The organism is Pseudohalioglobus lutimaris, assembly GCF_002866825.1.
GTDB classification, from domain to species: Bacteria; Pseudomonadota; Gammaproteobacteria; order Pseudomonadales; family Halieaceae; genus Halioglobus; species Halioglobus lutimaris.
The window spans coordinates 95928-119668 of sequence record NZ_PKUS01000001.1 but is presented as its reverse complement, the minus strand read 5'-3'; the positions used below and the strand labels follow the sequence as shown (position 1 = coordinate 119668).

Here is a 23741-nt window from a genome sequence, read left to right as displayed (position 1 = left end):
TGCCCTGTGTCGTTCAAGATCAACTATGGCGCCCCCCTCGTTGCTCAAGGACGGCTTACTGGCTGGCTTTTTTCTGATCTCTACGGCCGCGTTTGGTCAGTGCTACGCCATCCGCGTCTACCGTGCTTTTTGGCCGCTCTCCCTTGGCGAGTTTAGATGCGCGGCTTATCGCAATGAGTTCAAGCGTCTCAAGGTCTCTCAATTTGGTCGCATTCTTTTCGAGCGTGACCAGTTCTTCAAAACTGTAAACGTCGCCTCTCAATTTCTCTAGTCTGTTCATCTTGCCCTCGCCTTGCTGACATGCCGATAGGAGGTGGATCATAGTGCATTCTGCAGTCCGGCGCCCCTGTTCAGTGACGTAATACCGACCCGCGCGCTCCACTGCCTAGGTACCGGGCGTAGACAACAGGTAGCCTGTTCCGGCCCCGAGAGCCATCATGACGAAGCCGCCCAGCGACGCGGCCTGAGCTGGTACCAGAGCCGGAATGTCATTCGTTCGCTGCAACAATCGCCAGGCGGAAAAGCTTGCTAGTGGCAGCCCGACAAGGCCCCAGAGGTAGCCTGTCGCACCGGGAAACGCGAGGCTGGCAAATGCCAGCCAACAGTAGGCGGAGGCTAGCAGGACGACGTAAGCGTTGGCGGCACGATCTGTTCCCAGCCTGACCACCAGATGACGCTTCCCCGCAGCCTTGTCGGCGCGGGAGTCAGGGAACTCATTGATCCACAGGAAACCTGCGACATGTAATCCCAGCGCACATGAAACGTGGACTAGTGGCGCAGACAGGGTGCTGGTTTGCACAAAATAAGTACCGCAAACGACTAATGGCCCATAGGCCAGCGCCACTGCCGCTTCGCCCAGGCCGCGGTAGGCCAGGCGAACGGGGGCGGCGTGGTAGAACCATGCGAGCGCCATACCGGCCAGGCCGAAAAACAATATCCGGTAGTCGATTAAGAAAACCAATACCAGGCCGATTGATACGGCGGCGAGGAAGAAAAGCCTGGATATACCCGCGGTCTGCTCTCGGGTCAGCAGACCATCGACCAGTACCCGTTTCCCTCCCGAAAATGGCGTTCTTTCAGTCTCATTGATGGCCAGGTCTGTCCCACTGTCATAGTCGACAATTTCCCCCGAAGCGTTTTTGGCAACTTCAACACAGAAAACGCCAAGTATGGTCAGTGCCAGCCATCCCCAGTGCAAGTTGCTGTACGCTGCTGCAGAACAGGCTCCTAGCCAGAGGCCAGCGAAAGATGCCAGTGATATCTTGGGGTCGGCCAGGCGCCAGAAACCCTGCCAGAATAAAGTAGCGCTCACTGGGCCTCCATATAGGGTCAAGCGTCGCGGACCCATATGTTACCAGCGTAGTCCAATTCGGAAAGACGTATTTCTGCAGGCCTGGTGGCGAGGGCGTCCAGGCTTCAGGTATGCAGCCGGTGAGCGGCCAACCAGACTCCGCTGTATCTTGAAAGCTATAGCGCTTTAATACAGAGGGAAATGGGTACTGCCAGCAGGGCCATCAGCGCTCCCGGCAGTATGTGCCACATCAGGATATGTCCCGGGGCATACATGCAGGCAATTTGCATGTAGAGCGCAGGAATCATTCCCGCAGCCAATCCTGCTATGGCAGCACTTTGCAGAGGCTTGAGCGGAAACAGGCGATTCTGCCAGTATATAGCCGCCAGTGCGGGAGGTAAGGCCAGGATAAGTGTCTCAAGGTAGCAATGCGGGCGCTTGCCCAGCATGCTTGGCTCCAATGAGGGGCTGAAAAACCCCAGAGGATAGTTCAGTAACCAGAGCAGGGTGACTCCTAAAGTGAACAACAGCCAGTGGCGAGGTAACGCTGCTGGCACGGCTGAACGAAGTCCGGCCTGTGCAAGAATGGCAATTGCCGCCACACCGAGTAGCGTCTCCAGCAGAAATCGCGGATGTGCCAGTAACTGATCCAATACACCGGGGCGTATAGGGCCGAGTAGGGAAGACGTGGTAACGACGTAGGCTGTGCTCAGGCAAAACCAGAGCAGAATACCCAGTCCCAGTCCGCGCCCCACAGGCCTGACCGGTTGAAGGTCGTCTGTCAGCTTGTCAATAAGGCTGCTTCCTTCTTTCACAGCGCCTCTGCCTCCATTAGTTTGCGCAAACTTGATACGGCCCGGTGCACACGAACCTTCATGGCACTTTCGGAAATTGCAAGTCGGGAGGCCGCCTCCGCAGTGGTAAAGCCCAGAATCTTGGTCAGTTTAATCGCCTCCCGGTGTCTTGGCGACAGGGCGCTAATCAGTCTGCCCGCGGTCATACCGGATTCCAGCGGCGTATCTCCTGCGATGTGATCTTCAACCGTGCAATGACCGGCATGTAGCTCAGTGCGCACTGCCTGGCGACGGATGGCGTCAATAGACTTGTGACGAATGATCGCGAACAACCAGGGCCTGAATTTCCGGCGGGGGTCATAGGTGTGTCTCGCTTCATGCACAGCGATCAGCACTTCCTGGGCACAATCGTCAATAAAGTCATAACCGCCCAGGCGTGACACCAGGTAGTTATTCACCATGTCGGAGAGTTCAGACAACAGTTGCCGGTAATCCGTTTCATTCCCCGATTGCGCGCTGATCATCAGCAGTGACCAGCGCGTCTCGTCAGCGGAATAATCGCGCTCTTGGATTTCAGGCATACGTTCCAGGCAGGCGGCCACCCGAGGGGATGTTTCGCTTCCAGACTTAGTTCATACGTCTGACAGTGATACGTGCCACCGGGTTCCGCCAATCGTATTGAGCGGGCGAAAGCGTGTCGCCGCCCAGCTCATGGAAGCCATTGCTTATATGAACAAAGCCCTCATCGCCTTCGCCCGGTGCGCCAACATAGCCAACGCCGCCGCAGGTCGGGCCTGGGATGTTTGCACAATTCTGATCGTTTGCCTCGGTGCCTGAATCATAGGCCGGGACCATGAACTCCAGCGTTCCCGCCGACGGAAGTCTTGCTCGATTGAGCGCCATGAACGTATCGTTGGTCGGGATCATCATGGCCGCGACAGACAGGAAACGACGCCCTGATTCGGCGCTCACTGTAGTGGTCGTGGTCTGCCCCGGCGCCAGTAAACCATCAATGGTTTTTACTTCATCGACGGCGGGCGCTAATCTCTCGGTTAACGGCCCTGTGTCCCCTCCTTCTGCGAGAATCTCCAGGGTCTCACGCGCTTTGTTGCCAAGCCTGAACAAGCGCACGTTGCCGGGGTGTGTGACCACCAGTTGAGGTGTGAAAGACTGTGCGAGGGTTATGTTGGTTATTGATACTTCGTACTGCACATTTTCCTGGGATATCGCTTGTGTAGCGAAGAGGGTGAGTGCAATAGCGAACAAACGTGTTTTGAGCATGGTTTGCTTCCTGCTGTTGTGGGTTTGATACCCAATTCGCAGTGAGTCGTAAAAAGGTTACATGCATGAGAAAATAAACTTTAAGCAAGTTGCCGGCATTGCAGTTGGTTTGTGGTAAGCGAAACACGCCGGTTTCCACCGTCTTTTGTAACTGCGTTACTCTGCTACCCCGCAACGCGCTATCTTGCCACTACCTTATGCCACATCAATCAGCTTTCAACAGTGAGCGCTACCGCAGATACTTTCCAGCGGCGATTTGTTCGACCCTGGGTGGGTGGACGGTGCGGTTCCTGTTGGGATGGAGCGCCTGGGAATTGACGCAATCTGCGACCTGGGTCGGCGTGGTCGCAGGCCTGATGCTGGCGCCTGCACTGGTACTTTCTCCAATGTTCGGGATCGTCGCCGACCGGATCAATCCGCGCAATGGATTACTGCTAACGGTAGCGGCCCAGGGTGTACTTGCCGTTGCGGCCAGCGTCGCCCTCTGGCTTGAGATCTTTACTTTACCCGTCCTGTTGTTGTTTTCTGTTGCGCTAGGTGTCGCGACCTCGGCGCAAACGCCTATACGCCTGGCTCTTGTCCCCGTGCTGGTGCCGCGGGAGGCCCTGCCCAGCGCTATCGGCTACTCAGCCGTCACTTTCAATACCTCGCGCATACTGGGTCCTGCACTGGGTGCCTGGCTACTGCTGGTGGCATCGCCGATGGTGGCGTTTCTGGCCGCCGCATTCCTCATGCTGGGTGCGCTGCCGTTCCTGTTTTACATTCAGGGTATTTCCATGCAGCGGGTAGACAAGCCCGAAGCGCGATTCTTCCAGCAGTTGGCGGATGGGTGGCACTACACCCGCCATCACTTCAGCATACGCCTGACCCTTGGCTTCACCCTGGTGAACGCCATGCTGGGGCGCACGGTTATAGAGCTGTTGCCTGCTCTCTCGGGGCAATTGCTGGCAGGGGACTCTGCCACACTGGCAACGCTCACGGCCAGTGCAGGAGCCGGATCAATCGTTGGCGGCCTGGTTGTCAGTCGCCAGGGCAGCAGTGAGGTGCGGCTCTTTGCGATCATGAGTGGTGTACTGGCAGCGGGAGCGTTGCTGGTGGCGATACTTGGTTTCGCGGGCAACCTGCCGACTGTGGGGGTGCTGATTGCCCTTATCAGTCTGATCACCACCATTGCTGGAACGTCTGGCCAGGCGCTGGCCCAACTGTTGGTCGACGATGCTTACCGGGGCAGGGTGCTCAGCCTTTGGACCATGCTTGCCATGGGTGCGCCAGCGTTGGGCGCAGTGTTAATGGGCTGGTTGGCAGATCGCTTGACATTCTCACCTGTTCTGGCGGGATTCGGTCTGCTGTCACTGGCGGCTGTGTACTGGCTTAACAAGCGGCGTAAGGGTATTCACCCGGACACAGCGGGGTCGCCCCGCTGAGCCCCGCGTGATGCGCCAGAAGTCTGTGTTGTACGGCGGGGCGGTGTTGCCGTCGCTATCGATTGAACTCGCTGTGACGCAGCCTGGATAAGACCTGTTGTCTGGGTCGCGTAGATATGTCCGGCTCGTTTGTGGAAACTCCTGCCTTTCCTGGTGAGTACCAGTACGGTGCCAATGATTACACAGGGCTGAATGTGGCGATGTGCAACAGCATCAGCGTTTTATACATGTTCTGACGGCTTTCCGAACAGTGTATACACCAGGGGCGCTGCAAAGCGCGAGCCAGCCGGTTTGCATAGGCTGCGGTTGCCTGCCGTTGTCTTCCTCACCTGAATGCCAATCAGGGCAGCAATCCAAGTTTCTTGCCAATAACTCGATCTAGTACCCGCTTGGGAGCAAACCGGGTGAGCAGCTTTTCGGGCAGCGAGTTGCTGACGGCGGCATAGCGCACCGCGGGTTTCGCTGTGGTCAGTGCTTTGTGCACCAGCAGGCCAAGGCGTTCACGGGAATAGCCATTGCGGCCCTGGGCGATAAACATCTTCTGGAAGCGCTCCATGATTGCGCGATAGGGCGAGTCCGCATAGCGATTGATGTCGATGTCTTCGGCTTTATCCCAGATGGCCGTTTGTACAGGTCCGGGCCCGATAACGATTACGTCTATATCAAACATCATCAATTCGCGTCGCAGTGCCTCCGAGTATCCTTCAAGACCGAATTTGGAAGCCGCGTAGGAGCCGAGGAGGGGAAGGGCACGTACACCGGCTGCCGAGCTGATGTTGATGATGCGTCCGGGCTTGCCTTGCAGTGATGAATCAACTCCCAGCAGCGGTGCGAAGGCCTGGGTGACGACCACTGGCCCCATCAGGTTGACCTCCAGGCATTCACGGAACTCGGCAGGGTCGATTTCAATCAGCGGGCCGGTAGCGGCAATGCCGGCGTTGTTTACCAGACCGAACAAGCGCTTGCCATCCAGCGCCTCGCGCACTTGAGCCGCTGCCCTGGCTATTGCCGCTGAATCCGTGACGTCGAACACCAGGGGGGTGAAGTGCTCACCAAATTGCTCCGACAGGCGCTGTGCATCCGCCTGCTTCCTCACCGACCCGAAGACATGAAAGCCCTTGTCGATTAACGTCTCTGTGGCGCCGTAACCGATGCCGGTGGAGACACCGGTGATCATTACTGACTGCATGGGGTTTCCTTTTTCGAATTTTATGGAGCACAAGTGCAGGGCGCCACTAGCGGCCAACGCTTCTGGCGTTGTCAGCAGCGCCCTGATCACGCTATCCGCTGATTATGACATGTGCTTTGCTGTCATTGCATGTCCGCACTACAGGTTAGCGATGATCCGCCAATGCATGGCCTGGTGTTGACCTTTGCCGGCAGTGCAAGCAAGCTCCCTTGATGACCAACAATGATGTGTTACGCCGCCTTCGCTACATTTTCGACTTCAACGATGCGAAGATCATCGAGATTTTCGCGCTGGCGGACCTGGCCGTGAAGCGAGGACATGTTATCGCCTGGACCATGAAGGACGACGATCCCGCTTTCGAAGCGTGTAACGATCGAATGCTGGCCACGTTCCTCAACGGACTGATTGTTGAAAAGCGCGGTAAGCGTGATGGCCCGCAGCCCGAACCGGAGCACCGCCTCAGCAATAACCTCATATTGATGAAGCTGAAGATTGCATTGAAGATGCAGTCGGACGATATCATTGCAACCATGGCGATGGCAGGTTTCTCACTTTCAGCATCCGAATTGAGCTCTTTTCTGCGGCGACCCGGACACAGGAACTACCGTGAGTGCAAAGACCAGGTACTGCGTAACTTTCTCAAGGGCTTGCAGGTAGAGTTGCGTGGTAGCGCTTCGGGCGGACCTGAAGCCAAATCACCCTGGAAGCCCCTGAAAAAATAGCTCAGCAGTGCCATTGCGCTCCGCTAATCGTGTGGCAGTGGCGCAGCCGCCGCCTGAGAATTGCCTTACAATAGCACCCTGCCCAAATTTTCAGGTACAGTCCCCATGCTCGACATCGGCCGCTTCAACTCGCTCACAGTACTGGAGACAGGTACTCATGGCGCTATTCTTGACGGGGGTGATGCAGGTCGCCTGCTACTTTCACTGCAGCAGTGTCCCAGGGGCCTGGCGCCGGGTGATGAACTGGATGTGTTTATCTTCCTCGATGCAGAGGGAGACCCGGTGCCGACCACGCGCCGCCCTGCCGCCGAACTGGGGCAAGTGGCCTGGCTGGAGGTTGTCAATGTTACCGACATCGGGGCTTTTGTGGACTGGGGGGTGAGCAAGGACCTGTTCATTCCCTTTGCTGAACAGCAACACCCCCTGAGTATCGGGCGCCATACGCTGGTAAAGGTGTATAGGGACAATCAGGGGCGACTGGCGGGCTCCACCCGGATAGACCATTGGATCAAGGACGAAGCCGTTGGGCTCAAGCAGGGCGAAAAGGTCAGTCTGATGATTGCCGACAGAACTGAGCTGGGTTTCAAGGCGATCATCAATCACGAGTTCTGGGGGCTGCTGTACAGTAATGAGCTGTATAAGCGTATTCGCAAGGGCGAGCAGATCGACGGCTACATCGCACGCATTCGCGAAGACGGCAAGGTCGACCTGACCCTGAATCAGCCTGGCTTCAGTAAAGACAAGATCGGTGGTGTCAGCAATGACATTCTTGCGGCACTGGAGGCCGGCGGCGGATTCCTTGCCCTAACGGATAAAAGTCCGCCCAGGGAGATCTACGCCACGTTCCAGGTCAGCAAGAAAGTATTCAAGCAAGCCGTTGGTGCGCTTTACAAACAGCGGCGCATAAGCCTGGAAAGTACCGGTATCCGGCTCGTTGAGCGCTAGGCAGGCTGCGTTTCACCGGGGTAGATTGACGCGCCTGTCGGGCTTGCCCGGGGTGTAAAAATATCCACACGCAAGGGTTTTGTCCTAGAAAATCTCGCTCTGGGCTTTGCCCTGCCAAAAGAATGGTGCTAGCGCCTTGTTCCCCGAATGTACTTCCTTCAATGTCTTCGCCTCGTAAAGACGGCCGTTGGCCATGACATGGCTGACTTTGTCGGTATTACGAATATTCTCCAGTGGGTTGGCGTCAAGAACAAGCAAGTCAGCGAGCTTGCGTTCCTCCAGAGAGCCGATGTCGGCATCCATCTGCAGGTAGCGAGCGGGGTTGATGGTGGCCGTGGACAGCGCTTCCATTGGGCTGAATCCGCCGCGGGCGAAGCTCCACATTTCCCAGTGTGATCCCAGTCCTTCGCGCTGTCCGTGCGCGCCTATGTTTACGTTAATGCCCAGCTCCAGAAGCTCCCTGGCCGCCGCTGCCGCTTCGTTATCCCGGAATTCGTCAGCCGGAGCCATGATTCTGCGCACCGACTTTTCCCGCAACAGTGCGGGTGGTACAAAGCGCGAAAGAATGGGGTGCTTCCACACCTCGGTATGCTGATAGTAGTAGTCCTCAGCGGTAAGCCCTCCAAACGTAACCACCAGGGTTGGCGTATACCCCGCACCCGATTGCGCCCAATACTGGCTTACGTCGGCATACATCTTCAGGGTCGGCACGTTGTGCTCTATGCCCGTAATACCATCGGCCAGCAGGCTCATATCCAGATGATAGAGGGAGCCGCCCTCTGCCACAGTCATCAGGCCTTCCCGGTAAGCGGCTTCGTTCACCTGTTGGCGCTGCTCGCGGCGTGGCTGGTTGTAATTTTTCAGGGTGACTGCCCCCTGCGCTTTTAGCCTGCGAGCGTGATTCAGTGCATCCTCAAGACTGTTGACCGGGGAATACCCGGTGCTTCTCGCGCCGTATACGATTTCACCGGTAGAGAAAATCCTGGGCCCCAGGATCCTGCCGCTGCGTACATATTCGGCTGCTGCGAATGCCAACGTTGCCTTGCTGGAAGGGTTGTGAACGGTGGTCACACCCAGCGCCAGATGGGCGAGCAGGTTCCAGTTTTGCTGGGGAATGATATCGCCGTCCCCGTAGGGTCCGTGGGCATGAATATCGATCAATCCGGGAAGGATGGTCTTGCCTGACATATCCACCAGCGCATAATCCTTGGGTATTGAAACATCTTTTTTTCGCCCTATCGCCTCGATGCGATTTCCGCGAATCAGTAACGTGCCTTCTTCGATGACCTCGCGCGATTCATTCATGGTGATGAGACGGGCATTGGTCAGGGCCAGTTTGCTCTGGGGGATATCCGCATCTACCGGCAGTGATAAATCGGTGCGCACTATGGACGGTTGCGGTGTGGTGTCACTGGTGCCGTCGACAGCGGCCGTCTTCAATTCCGCGCCAGTAGACCAGCTAACACTGTCCCCCGTAAGCGACCAGTGCATAAATGCGCCGCCGACCGTCGACAGTCGTTGCTTGGGAAACGCAGTTACAAAAGCCTGGCTCTCGCCGTCCAGTGCCAGAGGTTTGCCACTGTGCATTACCGGAATCAGGTAAATCTGATGACTGTCAGTAAATGCAATATGCCGTCCGGTGGGAGAAAGTTGGATGCTGGTGGCGAGTTCCGAGTGAGCCAGCTGACGAACATCGTTACCATTGCGTGTCATCGATATCAGCATGGTCCTGGCCGTTTCACTGCCTCTGCCGGTAGCATTCTCTGCGCGCTCCTGGGCGTAGATGCGCGCGTCCGGCCCGAAGTGCGGCTGGGTACCTCGTTTGCTGACGAAATGTGTTGTTTCGTTTTTAATGTCGTGCAGGTAAATGCCCGGTGCCACAGTGTGGCGTGGGCTGAGCAGGGCGTTCGCCCCGCGTTTACGCAGCAGCAGTTCTTCTCCATCCGGGGAAATTGCTAGTTCTGTATAGTGACCTGGCGGTACCTTAAGTGCCCTGGATTTGCCGCCTCTGGCGCTCACCCTGCGCACACTGGTTAGCCTGGTATCGTTCCAGCGCATAAAGTAAACAGATTTGCTGTCGGGGCTCCATACCGGGCTGTAGTCTAGGCCCTGTCCGCGGTCGGTACTCAATACCCTGGCGGCGCTGTTGCCAAGTTTGATGTATAGCTCACCTAATGACTCAAAGACCACCGCTGAGCCATCCGGAGAGCGGCGCGCAAAGCGCACCATACGCGTATCAAAACGATCCGGTGCGACATCTACCGGAAACTGGATGGGTGTATAGAGTTCTCGCGAGTCCACCACCCGGAAGGGGATCTCCACTACTTCTCCGCTGGTGACAGCAATTTTCCAGATTTTCCCCTGTGCCCAAAAAACCAGGCTCTGGCTGTCTGGTGTCCAGTCCATGTTGGGGTATAAACCATGAACTGCCCAGGTCTCCTGCATGTCCAGGTCAAGTGCGTCGAAGAGCATGCGCTCCTCGCCGCTGGCCAGGTCCATCACGAAAAGGCGGGAACGTGCCCTGACTCTTTTGACATAGGCCAGTTGCCTGCCATCCGGGGAAGGTGTTGGTCGCGCTGCGCCGCCAGGGCAACCGGCCACGGTTTCGATGCTGCCGTCTGCAAGCAGCACTTTACGGATCTGGAAAAGTTCCTTGTTGCTGTCCTGGTGGTAAATAAACGTGTCGCCCGGGCTGACATCGCGACTGAAGTAGATGCTCGTGCCGTCGGCAGAGAACATGGGTTCGCCCTGTTCTTTCTGGAAGGTAGGGCTGGGCCGCTCGACCACCTGCTGGCCACTCTGATCTGCGCCGCCTTCAACGTGATACAACCAGATCTCACCAGTGCCCAGTGACCTCGATGTAGTGAAGTGTTTGCGCGCGGCAATATACTGACCGTCTGGACTCCAGCTGGGGTTGTTGAGCAGGCGAAATGTTTCGTAAGTCAACTGGCGGGCGTCACCCGTGTGTATATCCTGGAGCCAGATATTATTCCCACCGGCTCGGTCGGAGGTGTAGGCGATGGTGCTGCCGTCAGGGCTGAACCTTGGCTGCATATCCCAGGCCAGGCCGCTGGTGATCGCTGTAGCTTCACCACCCTCTATGGGAATGCGGTAGATATCCCCCAGCAGGTCAAAGACAATGCTCTTGCCGTCTGGTGCAACATCCAGGCTCATCCAGGTGCCCTCAGTGACATCCAGCCTGGCAGTCTTTTTCTTCGCGCTGAACTCCGGGTTATTGACATCCCATGTCTGTTCTTCCGGGGCCGCGGTCGAAGCAGGTGTCCAGGGTAACGCCAGCGTGAAACAGAGTAAGGCGTATCTGAGCGTCATAAAGCATCCTTCGGGATTTTTTGCATGAATATACCTGGCGGATTAAGGCCAGCGGAGTTTTTGTCGCGCGACGGGTGACTAGTCCAGCATGGTGTATTCGTCCGCTTCAAAAGCTTCCCTGAGTTTGAACTTCTGGATCTTGCCGGAGCCGGTCAGTGGCCAATCGGTAATTCTTATCCAGTAAGCCGGTGACTTTTGTGGTGAAAGCCGTTCGCGGACAAAGTCCCTCAGTTCTGCCGCGGAAAGTGGATCATCGGACCCGCTGCGGATGAAGCAGGCGACCTGTTCGCCCCACTTTTCGTCAGCGACGCCGACAACAGCGACCTCGTCTATCGCATCATGTTCCAGCAAGGCGTTCTCTATTTCGACAGGGAACAGATTCTCGCCGCCGCGAATGATCATCTCTTTTACGCGTCCGGTAATCTTTACGTAGCCTCGCTCGTCCATTTGCCCGAGGTCTCCGGTATGCAGCCAGCCCTCGCTGTCTATGGTGTTGGCGGTTGCCTCGGGGTTATCGTTGTAGCCAAGCATCACGCTGTAGGCGCGAGCACAGATCTCCCCTTGCTGGCCAATTGGCAACACGCTGTTGGTCTGCGCATCGCGGATGGAAATTTCGGTATGAGCAACCGGCTGGCCAATCGTCTGGGTCAGGTCTTCGATGGTGTCTTCATACCACGCCTGGGTCAGGACCGGGGACGTTTCGGTTTGCCCGTAAACTATCTGCACTGGCGTGCCGAACACTTCTTTCGCATCACGGCAAAGTTGCGGCGCAACCATTGCGCCACCGGACATGATTCGCTGTGTCGAGGAGACATCCCGGCCACTGCGGCGGACTTCGTCTATAAGGGCGAACAGCATCGTGGGCACACCCAGAATGAACTGGGTGCGCTCCCGCTCTATAACCCTTGCAATCACTACCGGGTCGAACATCGGTGCCAGCAGCATGGTGCAGCCGGTGCCCAGTCCACCCAGCACCAGAATGGCGCATCCGGTGGTATGGAACAGCGGCATATTGTGGATGAACGTCCCCCCCTTTTGCGTGCCGCCTCGTGTCATGGCGTCTATACCATTGCGTACCAGGCCGTGATGATGCAGTAGTGCGCCCTTGGGGAAGCCCGTGGTGCCGGATGTATATTGAATCTGTACCGCGTCATGCGGACCTGGATTGCGCAACGTGCCTGATGCCTCGCCGGCATAGAGCGCGTCGTGGTCTGTCAGCAGAATCCGGTGCTTGATCGCGGAAATCTGGTCGCAGACCGCATCTGCGATCTCCTGCATAGGGTTGCCTCGAAAATCGGCGACATAGTAAATTGCCTCAGATCGCGATTGTTCTAGCACATATTTCAATTCTTGTTTCTGGTAAGCGGGATTTACGGTCACCAGAATGACGCCAGCCAGACCGCAGGCGAGCTCCAGCAAGATCCACTCAGGCACGTTATTGGCGTAAACCGCAACGCGCGCACCCTCATCGTGGCGGCTTGCGAGGGCACGAGAAAGGCGCTCTACGTCAGCCAGCAACTGCGCGTACGTCCAGGAGCGGGCTATCTCGCCCTCATAGGTCAGCTCCTTCAGGGCGGGCTGATCCGGCGCGTGCGCAGTCGATTGGCGCAGCATGTCGCCAATGGTCATCGGGGCTGGCTCAGGCCCGCCCTGCGCCGGGAAGTAGGATTCGGTAAGTTTGATTTTATACATTTTGTCGTCTCCTTTACGAGCTCTACGCGACCAGGTGCGCGCAAGCCGGGGTCGATTTGAGCGGGACTGTCCCGAGCGTCAAGTCCCTGACCGCCTGGCTATTGAATCATGAGCAGCGGGTTTGGGGCTGGAGAACCTGAGAGTGCCGTCTGCCAGGTCATCCTGCAGAAACATTTTACGATCCTTGCGATAGTTTTGTGGGTTGATCCAGGGTTCGCGGTCTCCCTGACGGGGAAACAGGTGCATTACCCGCTCCATATAGCCTGCCGGGAAGTCGGCAATCCACTTGCGCGCGGGCATGGATTTCAATGAATCAGGCAGTATCGGCACCACACAGGTCGAGCCGGTTGCTTTCATCTTGTTGAGCACCCGGCAAACCCACTCTGCAGTCAGGTCAGCGCGCAATGTCCAGGATGCGTTGATGTAGCCGAACGTGGACACCAGGTTGGGGACGCCGCTGACCATAAGGCCCTTGTAGGTCCACTCCCTGGCGAACTCCACTGCGGCGCCATCAACACTGAAGCTGGCACCGCCCATCACCACGAGCTCCAGGCCTGTTGCCGAAACAATGATGTCCGCCTCGAGACGCTCTCCAGACTTGAGCTGGATGCCGTTTTCGGTGAACGTTTCGATATGGTCGGTTACCACGCGTGCCTTGCCCGACCTGATCGATTTGAACAGGTCACTGTTAGGCACCAGGCAGAGGCGCTGGTCCCAGGGGTTGTACCTTGGGGTGAAATGTTTGTCGACGTCGTAGTCCGGCCCCAGTTCCTTGCGTACATCCTTCAATAACTTTCGCTTCACGCTTTCAGGCGCCACGCGGGAGCGATGGTAAACGAACTGTTGCATCGCTGTATTCTTGAATCGGGTGATGCTGTAGGCCCAGCTCTCGGGCAAAATCTTGCGCAGTATATTGGCAACCCGGTCCTTGTCTGGACGTGAGATCACGTAGGTCGGCGATCGCTGCAGCATGACCACTTCACTGGCCTTTTCTGCCATGGACGGCACCAGGGTTACAGCCGTGGCGCCGGAACCAATTACCACCACTTTTTTGCCGCTGTAGTCCAGTTCTTGCGGCCAGAACTGTGGATAGACGATGTCCCCTTGAAAGCGGTCCTTGCCGGGGAAGTCAGGGCGATGACCGTGCTCGTAGTTGTAGTAGCCGCTGCAAAGCAATAAAAACTGGCACTGCATGGTGACAATTTCGCTGGTCTCGCCGCGATTAACCTGCACCGTCCACAGCGAGTCCGTGGAGGACCAGTCAGCTGACACCACGCGGTGCTGGAAGCGGATTTTCCGGTCTATGCCGTATTCTTCAGCAGTGTCGCGTACGTACTTGAGAATAGAAGGTCCATCGGCGATCGCCTTCTCCGCCCGCCACGGTTTGAAATTGTATCCCAGCGTATGCATGTCGCTGTCGGAGCGAATACCCGGATAGCGAAACAGATCCCACGTACCACCGATCGCATCCCGAGCCTCGAGGATGACCACGCTGCGATCCGGACACTTGTCGCGCAAATGATATGCAGCGCCAATGCCGGAGAGGCCGGCGCCGACGACAATGACGTCAAAGATTTCCTGTTCCATCAAGTGTCCCCGGTGGGATTTTTTATAGTGGTTGCCAGGGGCTATACGCCCTTAATCCGGGCAGGCTCGCTTCACGTAACTCGAGCGCTGCATGGCATACACTATAATTCATCATGGCGCTGACAGGCGCAAGTCGCGCAAGTCGCGCAAGTCGCGCAAGTACAAGCCCGTTCGTGGTTCAAAGCAAACGCATATGCAGCTTTTCGCCGCGAAAGTCGATGACATCACCGTTCATGATCTTCTTGCGTCTTCGTGTCTCAACTGCGCCATTCACCAACACCTGGCCGTCTCCAATGAGCAATTTCGCTTCGCCGCCTGAGGAAACAAGCCCTTCGAATTTCAGGATTTTATAGAGCTCTACAGGTTCTTTGGTAATTTCAACTATTCTCATTGGGAAGTGCCTTGCGACAGGGTGTCTGTGGTTGGGTGAGCCGGAGGTCTCTGTGCAGACTGCGATCCCTCGCCTGAAATTATACAACGTTAGCGCGACGTTATGCGCTGGCACACCTGTACGCGGACGAGCGGCATACTGCTCCTGATGGGGTTTACCCGGCATCTGGTATGTGTATGCTGTGACATAACTCCTCTCAACCGATCAGCCTGGAACAAACTCATGCCACGCCTGGATCGCCACCTCAGCGCCTCTCTGGGTATCAAGCGCAGCCATATTCGCCTGTTGCTGGCACAGGGCCGGGTCGAGGTCGACGGTGCTCCCCCCACCGGCGTCAGTCAGGTCATCAACCGTTTCAGCGAGGTGCGTTGCGATGGCAGGTTTACCCAGGCGCGCACAGCTCGCTACCTGATGCTGCATAAGCCACGCGGTGTTGTCAGTGCCACGGTAGATGCTCAGCACAGAACCGTTGTCGATTTGTTGGAGCAGCCCTGGAAGCACCAGCTTCATATTGTCGGACGACTGGATTTCAATTCCACTGGGCTGGTATTGTTGACCAATGACGGACAGTGGTCGCGACAGCTATCGCTACCGGGTTCAAAGCTGCTCAAGCGTTATCGAGTACGGGTGGAAAAGCCGCTAGGCAATGAACACGTTGATGCTTTCCAGCGCGGCCTGTATTTCAAGTATGAGGGTATAACCACTCAACCTGCTCAACTCAAAATACTCAGTGACTTCGAGGCAGAGGTTGGGTTGATTGAGGGGCGCTACCATCAGATCAAGCGCATGTTTGGCCAGTTTGATAACAAGGTGTTGAGTATTCACCGTTTTGCGGTCGGTTCTCTGCAGCTCGACGCTGCCCTGGCGCCGGGCTGTAGCCGAAATCTCACTCCGGGTGAATTGGCGGCGCTGCCTTGACGCCAGTCCACGCGGCGGAAATGGAAAGCGCCGGTAAAGAACATACACTGAAACAGAAAGCAGGAAGTGCTACTTATGAATGAATTTAGCGGCAAAATAGTCTGGATCACCGGCGCCTCTTCCGGGATCGGCAAGGCGCTGGCGCAGGCTTTCGCGGCATGCGGTGCGCACCTTGTTCTTTCGGGCAGGCGGATAGATGCACTGCAGGCAGTAGCCGATGAGTTGTCTGGCGAGACCCTGGTTCTTCCTTTTGAGGTGACTGACTTTGCTGTGCTTGAACAAAAGGTAGAGGATGCCTGGGGCTGGAAGGGTCGAGTAGATATTCTGGTCAATAATGCGGGTATCAGCCAGCGTAGCCTGGCTATTGATACCCAGCCGCAGGTATATACTGAGCTTATCAATATCGACCTTATCGCGCCTATCTGGCTTACCCAGTTGCAGTTGCAGAGAATGGTCGACGCCGGCGGAGCTCACATTGTTGCAATCAGCTCTGTGGCCGGTCGTATCGGCGCGCCTTTGCGCACCGCATACTCCGCAGCCAAGCATGGCTTGATCGGTTATATGGACGCGCTGCGTTCAGAAGTGGCGCAGCCTCACAATATTAATGTTACCAATGTACTTCCCGGTTCAGTCGCCACCGACGTCTCGCGCAATGCACTTACAGCGGATGGCAGTACCCATGGTAAGTCTGATGCCAACATTGACGGAGGAGATCAGCCGGCAGATTGTGCTAAAGCAATTCTAGAAGCGGTGAGGGAAAATGTGCCAGAGCTGATCTTTGCACGGGATATGGAGCTGGATCTTGCGAAAATGCGCCATGAAGATCCAGAGGCTTTGTTCGAGTTGGTGGCTCAATTGGGTGCGCAACTGGCGGAAGAAGGCATCCCGGAATGACGGGTTCGCTGGGAATAACCTACCTAAAAACAACCTTCCTAAGCCAAAGAAGCCGTAGATAACCAGAGCGAAAAGGCGGCTACAGCGCTGGCAGCAGATCAAGTGTATGTTTGGTAAGCGTTAAGCATCCAGCTCGCTCGCCCCGTCAGCGTCAGGCGACAAATGGTTTCGAGCATTTCCCTGTTACTGTCCTAAAGGTTGCGGTGCGCCGCCCGTTTTTCCGGAGTAGCTTCTGATTACCTGCAACAGTTTTCTGATGGCGTCACATTCTCCGATTGACAGCTCGGGCCTCCAGATTTCGAAAATCAACACTATTCTGTCGCGGTCGCTGTGATTCCACGCCTCGTGCTCGATTGAATCATCAAAGATCAGCAACTCTCCTTCGGTCCATGGACGACTCTCGTTACCGACCCGCAACTTGCCACAGTTTTCGGGAACAATGAGGGGGAGGTGACAGATTAAACGGGTATTGAAGAATCCATGGTGTGGAGGGATGTTGGTTCCGGGCTTCAGTCGGGAGAAAAGTACATTTGGGGAGCCACCGGGAATGTCAGCCAGAGGCAGCTGGCTCATGATGCCGACCGTTTCGGGAAACCTGTCGGCGACGGTTGTATTGAGTTCCCCATCCTGCCAAAGGTACAGCGCACCCCAGTCATCACTGCCCCAGATGTCCGTTGAACTGGTCTTGGGTATTACCTGAGACTCCTGCAAATACGGCTCAAAGTCGATGTTCTGCGCAATAGCCTGCTGTAGCTCATGTTTGATTAAGTCAGTTGCTGATTGCAGCCCGGCAGACCATTTGAACTGGCCGGGATCAAAAAACTGGATATGCGGCAACTCCGGGAAAAAGAACTTGGATGGCTGCTGTGCGTAAAATTCTTTCTGGCCCTGGCTGATGGCGAGTGCCTGGCCGAAGCGCGGGCTTACCTTGTTACCATCAAGGTTCAGTGCCTCCAGCTCACGCTGCAGGAAGCTCAACTGTTGGTCTGCTATTTTACGTTGGCGTTGCTCTGCCCGCGGTAACTGGGCGGCCAGCTCCGGCGGCACAGAGGCCATTGACTGACAGGTCTGCAGCAGTGCACCGTAGAAGGCTGCGGCGCTCTCCTCCTGTTTACAGTGCCACAGGTGATCTGCCTTGAACAACAGGGCCTGTGCGCTTCGCGGCTGCAGGGTCAAGGCATGATCTACTGCCTTGAGTGCACCCTGGCTATCGTTACAGTTGCCGCAGGCATAGGCCAGGCCCATCCATAGCTGCATGTTCTTCCTGGCCGGTTCAAAACCGGGTTCCTGGCCTGAGAGCAAATTCTGGAACCGCTCCCTGGCCAGTTCGTGCTGTCCGCCCTGCAAGGCCTTTATCGCGTCGTTAGCTAATTCTTGTAGTGTCGGTCTGGACATGATGGTGAAAATCGCTGTAGTAGTGTTGAGGGAGTGCAACGGTTGTGCGTTTATCTCTTTCTTCTATCGGAAAAGTAACGAGCGCTCCTCCGGGGAGGAACGCTGCATATTGCATCCAGGGTGTTACCCGGTACATTGAACAGGGCATACCAGCCCCCTGTGTTGCTATTGGCTGGTGGTTATCCCAGTTCCCGTTCGAACAGCGCCAGCAGTCGGCTCCAGGCACGCTCCGCCTGGGCCTCGTTGTAGACTACGGAGTCCGGCGGACACCAGCCGTGCAGGGTGTCCTGGTAAACCTCGACTTCAGCGTTTACGCCATGACTATCAAATGCCTTGCGCAGCAGGTCCTTGGCGTCGGGATCTTTCTCATCATCGTTGGCTGCAATAGCGATCAGTACCCCGGCGTTGATCTGCGGTGCAAGCAAATGCGGGCTATCTTCAGCGTCGGTGGCGAGGCCGCCGCCGTGGAACGAGGCTGCTGCACCTATCCTTTCCGGAATTGCAGCGGCCAGTCGCAAGGTATATGACCCTGTCATGCAGTAGCCCGTGGTACCCATTTTTCGACTTGTGTCGACCGAGGGATGCTTTTCCAGGTGAGAAACGAAGGCACGGCCGTCGGTCACGCAGGTTTCAGGTGAGAGCGAGCGGGCGTAAGGCATTAGTCGCTCGCGCACCTCAGGTGTGCTGAACGACTCACCGTCCTCAATAACAGGCCCCCTCACTGAGCGATAGTAGGGATTGACCACCAGTACCGTGTAGCCGGACTGTGCAAGGCGCTTGCCCATCATCCTGAAAGAAGTGCGAATACCCATAATGTCTGGCCAGATGATCACCGCTGCATGCGTTCCTTTTTCCGGGTGAACAAAGTAGCTATCTGCCATCCCATCGGGCGTCTCCACCAGAATGTCCTGCTCTACGACATCCATGGCATTGGCGATCGGCGGTAGCATCATCGCCAGGGCAACCCCCATGCTGTAGCGGTTGAAGTCGCGCCGTTTCAAACCCTTGCTGCGAAGGTATCGGTTATTGTCTTTCTCGGTGATTTCATCGCACATGATATTCTCTACTGGCTGGTCGACAGGACTTTGGATATTACCCCTGTTGGAGCGATTGCTCCAGAAGGCCGGCGCTGGTGCCTTCAGCAGCTGACTGATAAGTTGTCAGCATCCACAATCAACATTAAGAGACATGAGAGGCCACATGCGAATACTGAAAGCCACTTTTAAGTTGGTCGCTATACTGCTTGCTGCCTGTGTCCTCGTCCTCGCCGTAGCGATCAGCTATAACAAGGACTGTCCTGGACCAGAGGGTTTGGCACCTCCGGGTACAGAAACCTTCACCGGGGTGTCCTATGCCTGTTACGGGCCGCCTGAAGTGCTGCAATTTACGCAAATGGAAAAACCTGTTCCCGGTGAGCAGGAGGTTCTGGTCAGGGTGCACTGGGCTGGTGTCAACCCGCTCGACTGGCACTATATGCGCGGGTCGCCCTACCTCATGCGCCTGGGCTCAGGTCTGGGCTCACCTAGTGATACCCGCATGGGCGTGGATTTTTCTGGAACGGTGGAGGCGGTGGGAGCCGGCGTTACCCGCTTTAAGCCGGGTGACGAGGTGTTTGGTGGTGCAAACGGCAGTTTTGCCCAGTATGTGATAGTGAAAGAGGCCGGGGCCATCGCGCTGAAACCTGCCAATATTTCCTTTGCGCAGGCAGGCACGGTAGCTATTGCAGGTGTTACCGCACTGCAGGCGCTGCAGGAGAAGGGCCAATTACAGCCCGGACAAAAGGTGCTGATCAATGGCGCATCGGGTGGAGTCGGAACATTTGCCGTGCAGATCGCGCGGTCGATGGGGGCTGAAGTCACCGGTGTCAGCAGTCAGCGTAATCATGAGTTGCTGCGCAGCCTGGGTGCCAGTCATGTTATCGACTATAAACAACAGAGTTACGCAGAAGGCGATGAACGCTATGACCTTATAGTCGATATGATCAGCAACCATTCGCCCATGGCAAATAGTAGAGTGCTCAACCCGGAGGGTCGCCTGGTGATGATAGGTGGCGCTTCAGGTGACTGGGTGGGGCCGTTGAAAGGTCCGCTGCTGGCCATGCTGCAGTCACCAATGGTTGAGCAGGAAGTCATTGTGTTGATGGCTCGGCTCTCCGCTGAAGATATGGAGGGCCTGGCAGAGCTGATGCGTAACGGAGATCTCACGCCAGTGATAGGCAAAACCTACCCGCTCAAAGAGATCGCGGACGCGATGGCCCTCTCCGAGTCGGGGCGCGCCAGAGGGAAAATAGCCATCGACATTATGCATGATGAGTAGCCGTCAACGAACTGCAGTAGTGCACCTGTAGCAGCTAGCAGCAAATGCAGGCTTCCGGGTGAGGCGTCAGTCAGCCGCCCAGCCGGGCTTCTATCACCAGTGCCTGCAGGGGCATGGGCTCCGGTAAGTCGCGTTTCAGTGCGCGAGTTATTGCCGCATGAACTGCTTGTGGGTCGGCACCACGATCGAGTATCTCCTCTTCCAGTGGATTTCCAAAGACCAGTCCCCTGGCGAAATCCTCATGCGGTTCAGCAGTGGTGGTGATTTGCAGAAGCTCGCTGCGAGTTTCGGTAAAGCCCGCGTTTCGAAGCGAGGTCTCAATAGACTCTGCGTCGTGATAGCTGAAGGGGACCTGGTAAAACCCCGGTGGATTTTCGGGGAAAAGTTCTTCCACAGTGCGGTTGGCAATGTTGGCGAAGGGATTGCCCTGCAAGGAACCCCATACGTTGAATACGTAGTGCCCTCCGGGCACAAGTACCCTGGCGACCTCGGCGTAGGATTTTTCCCTGTCAGGGAAAAACATAACGCCGAACTGGCAGGCTACGGCGTCGAAACTGTTGTCTTCCATGGGCAACCGGGTGGCGTCGGCAAGCTCGAAACGTACGCGATCGCCGTCTGTAAATTTTTTGCCGGCCACCTCCAGCATGGGCTGGTTGAGGTCCGTTGCCAGCAACTCGCAGGAGTCGGGCAGTACGTTACGCAGGCAGCGGCTGAGAATGCCTGTGCCCGCTGCCAATTCCAGTGCTTTTGCGGGTCGTGTCCGGGCAATTCGCCGGGCCAGGTCTTCTGCGTATCCCTGAAAGATCCGCGGACCCAGGTGCTTATCGTAGTTGCCGGGTACTGCGCCGATGAAGTTCGCGGCCTGCCTGTTCATGGGTATTCTCCCTTTGGCCCGCCCCGATATGGCCGTGCAAGTCGAGGGGTGGCAGTCAATCGGTTGAACGCGCTACGTCCCGGCGCGCAGCGTTTGGCTGGCGTTGCAGGGGCCTGAGCATTCCCTCTAGCCCATTGAGTTTCACTTCGTAGATTAACGCAAGTTGAGCACCCAGCTTGCCCTGGGGAAAGCCTTTGCTGTGATACCAGACCAGGTAGGGCTCCGGCAGATCAAGCAGCTGCCGCCCCTTGTACTTGCCATAGGGCATAACCTGATTGATGGCGTCCAGCATATCCTGGTTATCCATGACGTCTGAACTACCCGAAAAGCCTGGTTGGCGCGCCCGGAGAGATTCGAACTCCCGACCAACTGGTTCGAAGCCAGTTACTCTATCCAGCTGAGCTACGGGCGCGTGGAGGCCAAGTATACACACACCCACCCTGGTTAGGAATGAGTCAGGACTCGGTTGGAGGTTCAGTTCTGGTCAGCGGTGTTTTAAGTCTGCAGCGCCGTTGAGGCGGTCGATAACTTGCCGATGCTCACCCTGTCGGTGAATACCAGCCCCCCGTCACGTTCCCGGCGGCCCACGAAGTTGAAAGAGCCTGTCCCGGGTTCATCTCCGCATGTCAGCCTGATTCCGCACTCCCGCAATGCCCCGCATGATGTGGGGGCCTTGAGGTCTATAGCATCCGGTTCCAGCAGCACTGTCATCTCGGATTGATTCAGTTTGTGCAATCGCGCGGACAGCCTGCGCAACAGTCTCAGCTCCCGTTGTTCAAAAACAAACGTGGAGGCGCCGAGTTCCGTAGGAGGGTGGTGTGGCTTGCTCCGGTGATAGGTGGTCAGGGACAGTTGCATGGCTATCTATCCTTGCTCACGGCCTGTGTTTGGCCGCGCGTCTCTTGTGGCGGCCCGGGGTTTTGCACTGTGGCTTTCGTGCGGTTCGACTTGTTTTCCCTGACCAGTGTCGCGGGCTCTATGCTGCGAATGGTGGTGCAATGACTGGTGCTCTCCATGTATGACGATAGTGCTTTTTCAAAAGTGGTCACAGTTCTTCCTTGGTGGTTACTCGTTTTGCTCAAGCTACATGTTTCAAGTTCCGTGCCAGCACTGTAGTGAATAATGAAGCGCCCTTATCTTATTGTTTTAATTGATGTTTCCTTTCCAGCTCCCCGCCACCGTGGATCCCAGTGAGCAACAAGCTCGAACAAATGATGCAAAATGCGCATATAATTGCAATTACCGCAAACTAACGACCCTACGGGAGCTGTGCGCTTTGACCCACAATGCATTTGTACTGACCAGACACGCAGAAGACGAGCTGGCATGTAGTGCGCTGGCAAGCGCCGGTTTCGGTGTTGTTGAAATACCCCTGGACGAACCCGAGCATATCGTCAATCAAATCGGAACGCTGGCGCCGGTAGTGCTGTCTGTTGATGCTGTTATTTCCCGTCATGATCTGGCGTCCATCCTCGCGGCGACCGAAGGAACTGGCGCCCAGCTGTTGCTGTTAGGTGACCAGAGCCAGCAGGCCCGTTTCACATCGGAGGTGGCAGCGGGCAAGGCAATGTATATCCGCCGGCCACTTGACGAGGGTTACCTTGTCGAACTGCTAAAGGACATGTACCAGGACGCCGAAGCAGCCACCCGTAGCGGCAGACGCAAGCAGCAGGCTGTTGCAATGGACCAGTTTGGCTCACTCTATGGCAGCTCTGTGCCGATGAGGACGATGTACCGGTTTCTGCGCAAGGCTGCCGCCAGTGAGGCCGTGTTGTGTATTCATGGTGAGAGCGGCACTGGCAAGGAGCTGGTAGCCGAGGCGGTCCATGCCTACTCTGTTCACAGCCAGGCCCCGTTCGAAGCGATCAACTGTGCTGCTATACCCGCAGAACTGGTGGAAAGTGAACTTTTCGGGCACGAAAAAGGAAGCTTCAGTGGTGCCGTATCGGAGCACATAGGCATATTTGAGCGCGTGGGCCGCGGCACGTTGCTACTGGATGAAATCACCGAAATGCCACACGCGATGCAGGTGAAGCTGTTGCGGGTACTGGAGTCCGGGCGTTTCCGGCGAGTGGGTGGCGAGGTGGACCGCAGTTATCAGGCACGCGTGCTGGCTGCAACGAATCGCAATCCGCTTGAGGCTGTTCAGCAAGGTAAGCTGAGAGAGGACCTGTTCTACCGGATAAGCCAGTTGGAGGTCCGGGTCCCTGCCTTGCGCGAGCGTGGCCAGGATATCGTTGAACTGTCCCGCCTTTTTGTCGCCCGCTTTGATCAGGAAAACGACCGGCGCCTGAGGCTCGTCCCGGCCGCTGAGAAAGCGCTGGCTGGGTATGACTGGCCAGGAAATGTCAGGCAGCTATGGAATGTAATCCAGAAAGCCTGTACGACATCGCGGGATAAAATAGAGGTTGAGCATCTGCCAATAGAGCAAAAAGCCGGTGCGCATAACCAACAATCACTGGGCGCGCTTACTTTGCCACCTGGCTGTTCACTGCAGCAAGCCGAGAAGATGATGATCAACGCTTATTTGAAAAAGTACTCGGGCGACAAAGAGCGCACGGCGCGCACCCTGGGTATCAGCCTGCGCACTCTTTATGCCCGATTGGAAAAGTATCGGCATAATGGCAAACAGGATGCCAGCTGATTTCTTCATGGTGCTGAGGGGTAAGCGGTCGCAAGTTGCCAGGGTCAGTGGCGA

At 56.5% G+C, this 23741-nt stretch carries 22 protein-coding genes and 1 tRNA gene; 7 read left to right on the top strand and 16 right to left on the bottom strand.

Going from position 1 to position 23741, the window contains the following annotated elements; all coding sequences use genetic code 11:
• Positions 1–55: 55 nt before the first annotated feature.
• The 5 genes from C0039_RS00465 to C0039_RS00445 form a co-directional block, all read right to left on the bottom strand.
• A complete protein-coding gene (locus C0039_RS00465; protein WP_076002167.1) occupies positions 56–280 on the bottom strand; it encodes a hypothetical protein in 225 nt (74 codons plus the stop codon).
• A 105-nt stretch (positions 281–385) separates the two neighbouring features.
• Positions 386–1312, bottom strand: a complete 927-nt coding sequence (locus C0039_RS00460) for a prenyltransferase (RefSeq protein WP_165786997.1) — start codon at positions 1310–1312, stop codon at positions 386–388.
• A 155-nt stretch (positions 1313–1467) separates the two neighbouring features.
• Positions 1468–2106, bottom strand: a complete 639-nt coding sequence (locus C0039_RS00455; RefSeq protein ID WP_075999503.1) for an NrsF family protein — start codon at positions 2104–2106, stop codon at positions 1468–1470.
• Entirely contained in the window at positions 2103–2666 is a 564-nt protein-coding gene (locus C0039_RS00450) for an RNA polymerase sigma factor (RefSeq protein WP_133125913.1), read from the bottom strand. Before C0039_RS00450 ends, C0039_RS00455 begins: the two co-directional genes overlap by 4 nt.
• 46 nt (positions 2667–2712) lie before the next feature.
• Positions 2713–3366, bottom strand: coding sequence for a spondin domain-containing protein (locus C0039_RS00445; protein WP_101516951.1), 654 nt, complete (start codon positions 3364–3366; stop codon positions 2713–2715).
• A 197-nt stretch (positions 3367–3563) separates the two neighbouring features.
• On the opposite strand from C0039_RS00445, the gene C0039_RS00440 reads away from it, so the two are divergent.
• The gene (locus tag C0039_RS00440) at positions 3564–4790 is read left to right on the top strand and encodes an MFS transporter (protein ID WP_101516950.1); all 1227 of its coding nucleotides are present in this window, start codon (positions 3564–3566) and stop codon (positions 4788–4790) included.
• 340 nt (positions 4791–5130) lie between these two features.
• On the opposite strand, the gene C0039_RS00435 is transcribed toward C0039_RS00440, so the two are convergent.
• Positions 5131–5979, bottom strand: coding sequence for an SDR family NAD(P)-dependent oxidoreductase (locus C0039_RS00435; protein WP_101516949.1), 849 nt, complete (start codon positions 5977–5979; stop codon positions 5131–5133).
• A 212-nt stretch (positions 5980–6191) separates the two neighbouring features.
• Here C0039_RS00435 and C0039_RS00430 point away from each other — a divergent pair, with 212 nt between their 5' ends.
• Both C0039_RS00430 and C0039_RS00425 read left to right on the top strand, forming a co-directional pair.
• The gene (locus C0039_RS00430; protein WP_101516948.1) at positions 6192–6701 is read left to right on the top strand and encodes a YehS family protein; all 510 of its coding nucleotides are present in this window, start codon (positions 6192–6194) and stop codon (positions 6699–6701) included.
• 105 nt (positions 6702–6806) lie between these two features.
• Positions 6807–7646 (top strand): CvfB family protein, encoded by an 840-nt coding sequence (locus C0039_RS00425; RefSeq protein ID WP_075999497.1) that lies wholly within the window; start codon positions 6807–6809, stop codon positions 7644–7646.
• A gap of 84 nt (positions 7647–7730) precedes the next feature.
• Here the strand turns inward: C0039_RS00425 and C0039_RS00420 are convergent, their stop codons facing one another.
• The 4 genes from C0039_RS00420 to C0039_RS00405 all read right to left on the bottom strand — a co-directional run bounded on the left by C0039_RS00420 (position 7731) and on the right by C0039_RS00405 (position 14646).
• A complete protein-coding gene (locus C0039_RS00420; protein WP_101516947.1) occupies positions 7731–10976 on the bottom strand; it encodes an amidohydrolase family protein in 3246 nt (1081 codons plus the stop codon).
• A gap of 78 nt (positions 10977–11054) precedes the next feature.
• Positions 11055–12668, bottom strand: a complete 1614-nt coding sequence (locus C0039_RS00415) for a class I adenylate-forming enzyme family protein (RefSeq protein WP_101516946.1) — start codon at positions 12666–12668, stop codon at positions 11055–11057.
• A gap of 78 nt (positions 12669–12746) precedes the next feature.
• The gene (locus C0039_RS00410; RefSeq protein WP_101516945.1) at positions 12747–14255 is read right to left on the bottom strand and encodes a flavin-containing monooxygenase; all 1509 of its coding nucleotides are present in this window, start codon (positions 14253–14255) and stop codon (positions 12747–12749) included.
• A gap of 178 nt (positions 14256–14433) precedes the next feature.
• Positions 14434–14646: an RNA-binding S4 domain-containing protein gene (locus tag C0039_RS00405; protein WP_075999493.1), complete on the bottom strand. Its 213-nt coding sequence runs from the start codon at positions 14644–14646 to the stop codon at positions 14434–14436.
• Between the two features lie 222 nt (positions 14647–14868).
• Here C0039_RS00405 and C0039_RS00400 point away from each other — a divergent pair, with 222 nt between their 5' ends.
• Together C0039_RS00400 and C0039_RS00395 are read left to right on the top strand one after the other, a co-directional pair.
• The gene (locus C0039_RS00400) at positions 14869–15564 is read left to right on the top strand and encodes a pseudouridine synthase (RefSeq protein WP_075999492.1); all 696 of its coding nucleotides are present in this window, start codon (positions 14869–14871) and stop codon (positions 15562–15564) included.
• 75 nt (positions 15565–15639) lie between these two features.
• Positions 15640–16458 carry an SDR family NAD(P)-dependent oxidoreductase gene (locus C0039_RS00395; RefSeq protein WP_101516944.1) on the top strand — a complete coding sequence of 273 codons (819 nt, stop codon included), beginning with the start codon at positions 15640–15642 and terminating at the stop codon, positions 16456–16458.
• A 183-nt stretch (positions 16459–16641) separates the two neighbouring features.
• On the opposite strand, the gene C0039_RS00390 is transcribed toward C0039_RS00395, so the two are convergent.
• Both C0039_RS00390 and C0039_RS00385 read right to left on the bottom strand, forming a co-directional pair.
• Positions 16642–17853 (bottom strand): aspartyl/asparaginyl beta-hydroxylase domain-containing protein, encoded by a 1212-nt coding sequence (locus tag C0039_RS00390; protein WP_075999490.1) that lies wholly within the window; start codon positions 17851–17853, stop codon positions 16642–16644.
• A gap of 179 nt (positions 17854–18032) precedes the next feature.
• Entirely contained in the window at positions 18033–18908 is an 876-nt protein-coding gene (locus C0039_RS00385) for a dienelactone hydrolase family protein (protein ID WP_101516943.1), read from the bottom strand.
• Between the two features lie 145 nt (positions 18909–19053).
• Here C0039_RS00385 and C0039_RS00380 point away from each other — a divergent pair, with 145 nt between their 5' ends.
• A complete protein-coding gene (locus tag C0039_RS00380; protein ID WP_198171852.1) occupies positions 19054–20169 on the top strand; it encodes an NAD(P)-dependent alcohol dehydrogenase in 1116 nt (371 codons plus the stop codon).
• 70 nt (positions 20170–20239) lie between these two features.
• On the opposite strand, the gene C0039_RS00375 is transcribed toward C0039_RS00380, so the two are convergent.
• The 4 genes from C0039_RS00375 to C0039_RS00360 form a co-directional block, all read right to left on the bottom strand.
• The gene (locus tag C0039_RS00375; protein WP_101516942.1) at positions 20240–21043 is read right to left on the bottom strand and encodes a class I SAM-dependent methyltransferase; all 804 of its coding nucleotides are present in this window, start codon (positions 21041–21043) and stop codon (positions 20240–20242) included.
• A gap of 55 nt (positions 21044–21098) precedes the next feature.
• Positions 21099–21350, bottom strand: coding sequence for a DUF3820 family protein (locus C0039_RS00370; RefSeq protein WP_101516941.1), 252 nt, complete (start codon positions 21348–21350; stop codon positions 21099–21101).
• 28 nt (positions 21351–21378) lie between these two features.
• Positions 21379–21455 (bottom strand) — tRNA-Arg (locus C0039_RS00365).
• An 83-nt stretch (positions 21456–21538) separates the two neighbouring features.
• The gene (locus C0039_RS00360) at positions 21539–21901 is read right to left on the bottom strand and encodes a hypothetical protein (RefSeq protein WP_075999487.1); all 363 of its coding nucleotides are present in this window, start codon (positions 21899–21901) and stop codon (positions 21539–21541) included.
• 418 nt (positions 21902–22319) lie between these two features.
• Between C0039_RS00360 and C0039_RS00355 the strand changes: the two genes are divergently transcribed.
• Positions 22320–23687, top strand: coding sequence for a sigma-54 interaction domain-containing protein (locus tag C0039_RS00355; protein ID WP_165786996.1), 1368 nt, complete (start codon positions 22320–22322; stop codon positions 23685–23687).
• The last annotated feature ends 54 nt before the right edge of the window (positions 23688–23741 follow it).

Excerpts from the sequence above, each read along its gene's own strand:
- C0039_RS00435 (WP_101516949.1), bottom strand. The coding sequence starts at position 5,979 with ATGCAGTCAGTAATGATCACCGGTGTCTCCACCGGCATCGGTTACGGC.
- C0039_RS00405 (WP_075999493.1), bottom strand. The coding sequence starts at position 14,646 with ATGAGAATAGTTGAAATTACCAAAGAACCTGTAGAGCTCTATAAAATC.
- C0039_RS00425 (WP_075999497.1), top strand. The coding sequence starts at position 6,807 with ATGCTCGACATCGGCCGCTTCAACTCGCTCACAGTACTGGAGACAGGT.
- C0039_RS00415 (WP_101516946.1), bottom strand. The coding sequence starts at position 12,668 with ATGTATAAAATCAAACTTACCGAATCCTACTTCCCGGCGCAGGGCGGG.
- C0039_RS00450 (WP_133125913.1), bottom strand. The coding sequence starts at position 2,666 with ATGCCTGAAATCCAAGAGCGCGATTATTCCGCTGACGAGACGCGCTGG.
- C0039_RS00420 (WP_101516947.1), bottom strand. The coding sequence starts at position 10,976 with ATGACGCTCAGATACGCCTTACTCTGTTTCACGCTGGCGTTACCCTGG.
- C0039_RS00440 (WP_101516950.1), top strand. The coding sequence starts at position 3,564 with ATGCCACATCAATCAGCTTTCAACAGTGAGCGCTACCGCAGATACTTT.
- C0039_RS00390 (WP_075999490.1), bottom strand. The coding sequence starts at position 17,853 with ATGTCCAGACCGACACTACAAGAATTAGCTAACGACGCGATAAAGGCC.
- C0039_RS00400 (WP_075999492.1), top strand. The coding sequence starts at position 14,869 with ATGCCACGCCTGGATCGCCACCTCAGCGCCTCTCTGGGTATCAAGCGC.
- C0039_RS00410 (WP_101516945.1), bottom strand. The coding sequence starts at position 14,255 with ATGGAACAGGAAATCTTTGACGTCATTGTCGTCGGCGCCGGCCTCTCC.
- C0039_RS00395 (WP_101516944.1), top strand. The coding sequence starts at position 15,640 with ATGAATGAATTTAGCGGCAAAATAGTCTGGATCACCGGCGCCTCTTCC.
- C0039_RS00430 (WP_101516948.1), top strand. The coding sequence starts at position 6,192 with ATGACCAACAATGATGTGTTACGCCGCCTTCGCTACATTTTCGACTTC.
- C0039_RS00380 (WP_198171852.1), top strand. The coding sequence starts at position 19,054 with ATGCGAATACTGAAAGCCACTTTTAAGTTGGTCGCTATACTGCTTGCT.
- C0039_RS00385 (WP_101516943.1), bottom strand. The coding sequence starts at position 18,908 with ATGTGCGATGAAATCACCGAGAAAGACAATAACCGATACCTTCGCAGC.
- C0039_RS00370 (WP_101516941.1), bottom strand. The coding sequence starts at position 21,350 with ATGGATAACCAGGATATGCTGGACGCCATCAATCAGGTTATGCCCTAT.
- C0039_RS00445 (WP_101516951.1), bottom strand. The coding sequence starts at position 3,366 with ATGCTCAAAACACGTTTGTTCGCTATTGCACTCACCCTCTTCGCTACA.
- C0039_RS00360 (WP_075999487.1), bottom strand. The coding sequence starts at position 21,901 with ATGCAACTGTCCCTGACCACCTATCACCGGAGCAAGCCACACCACCCT.
- C0039_RS00465 (WP_076002167.1), bottom strand. The coding sequence starts at position 280 with ATGAACAGACTAGAGAAATTGAGAGGCGACGTTTACAGTTTTGAAGAA.
- C0039_RS00375 (WP_101516942.1), bottom strand. The coding sequence starts at position 21,043 with ATGAACAGGCAGGCCGCGAACTTCATCGGCGCAGTACCCGGCAACTAC.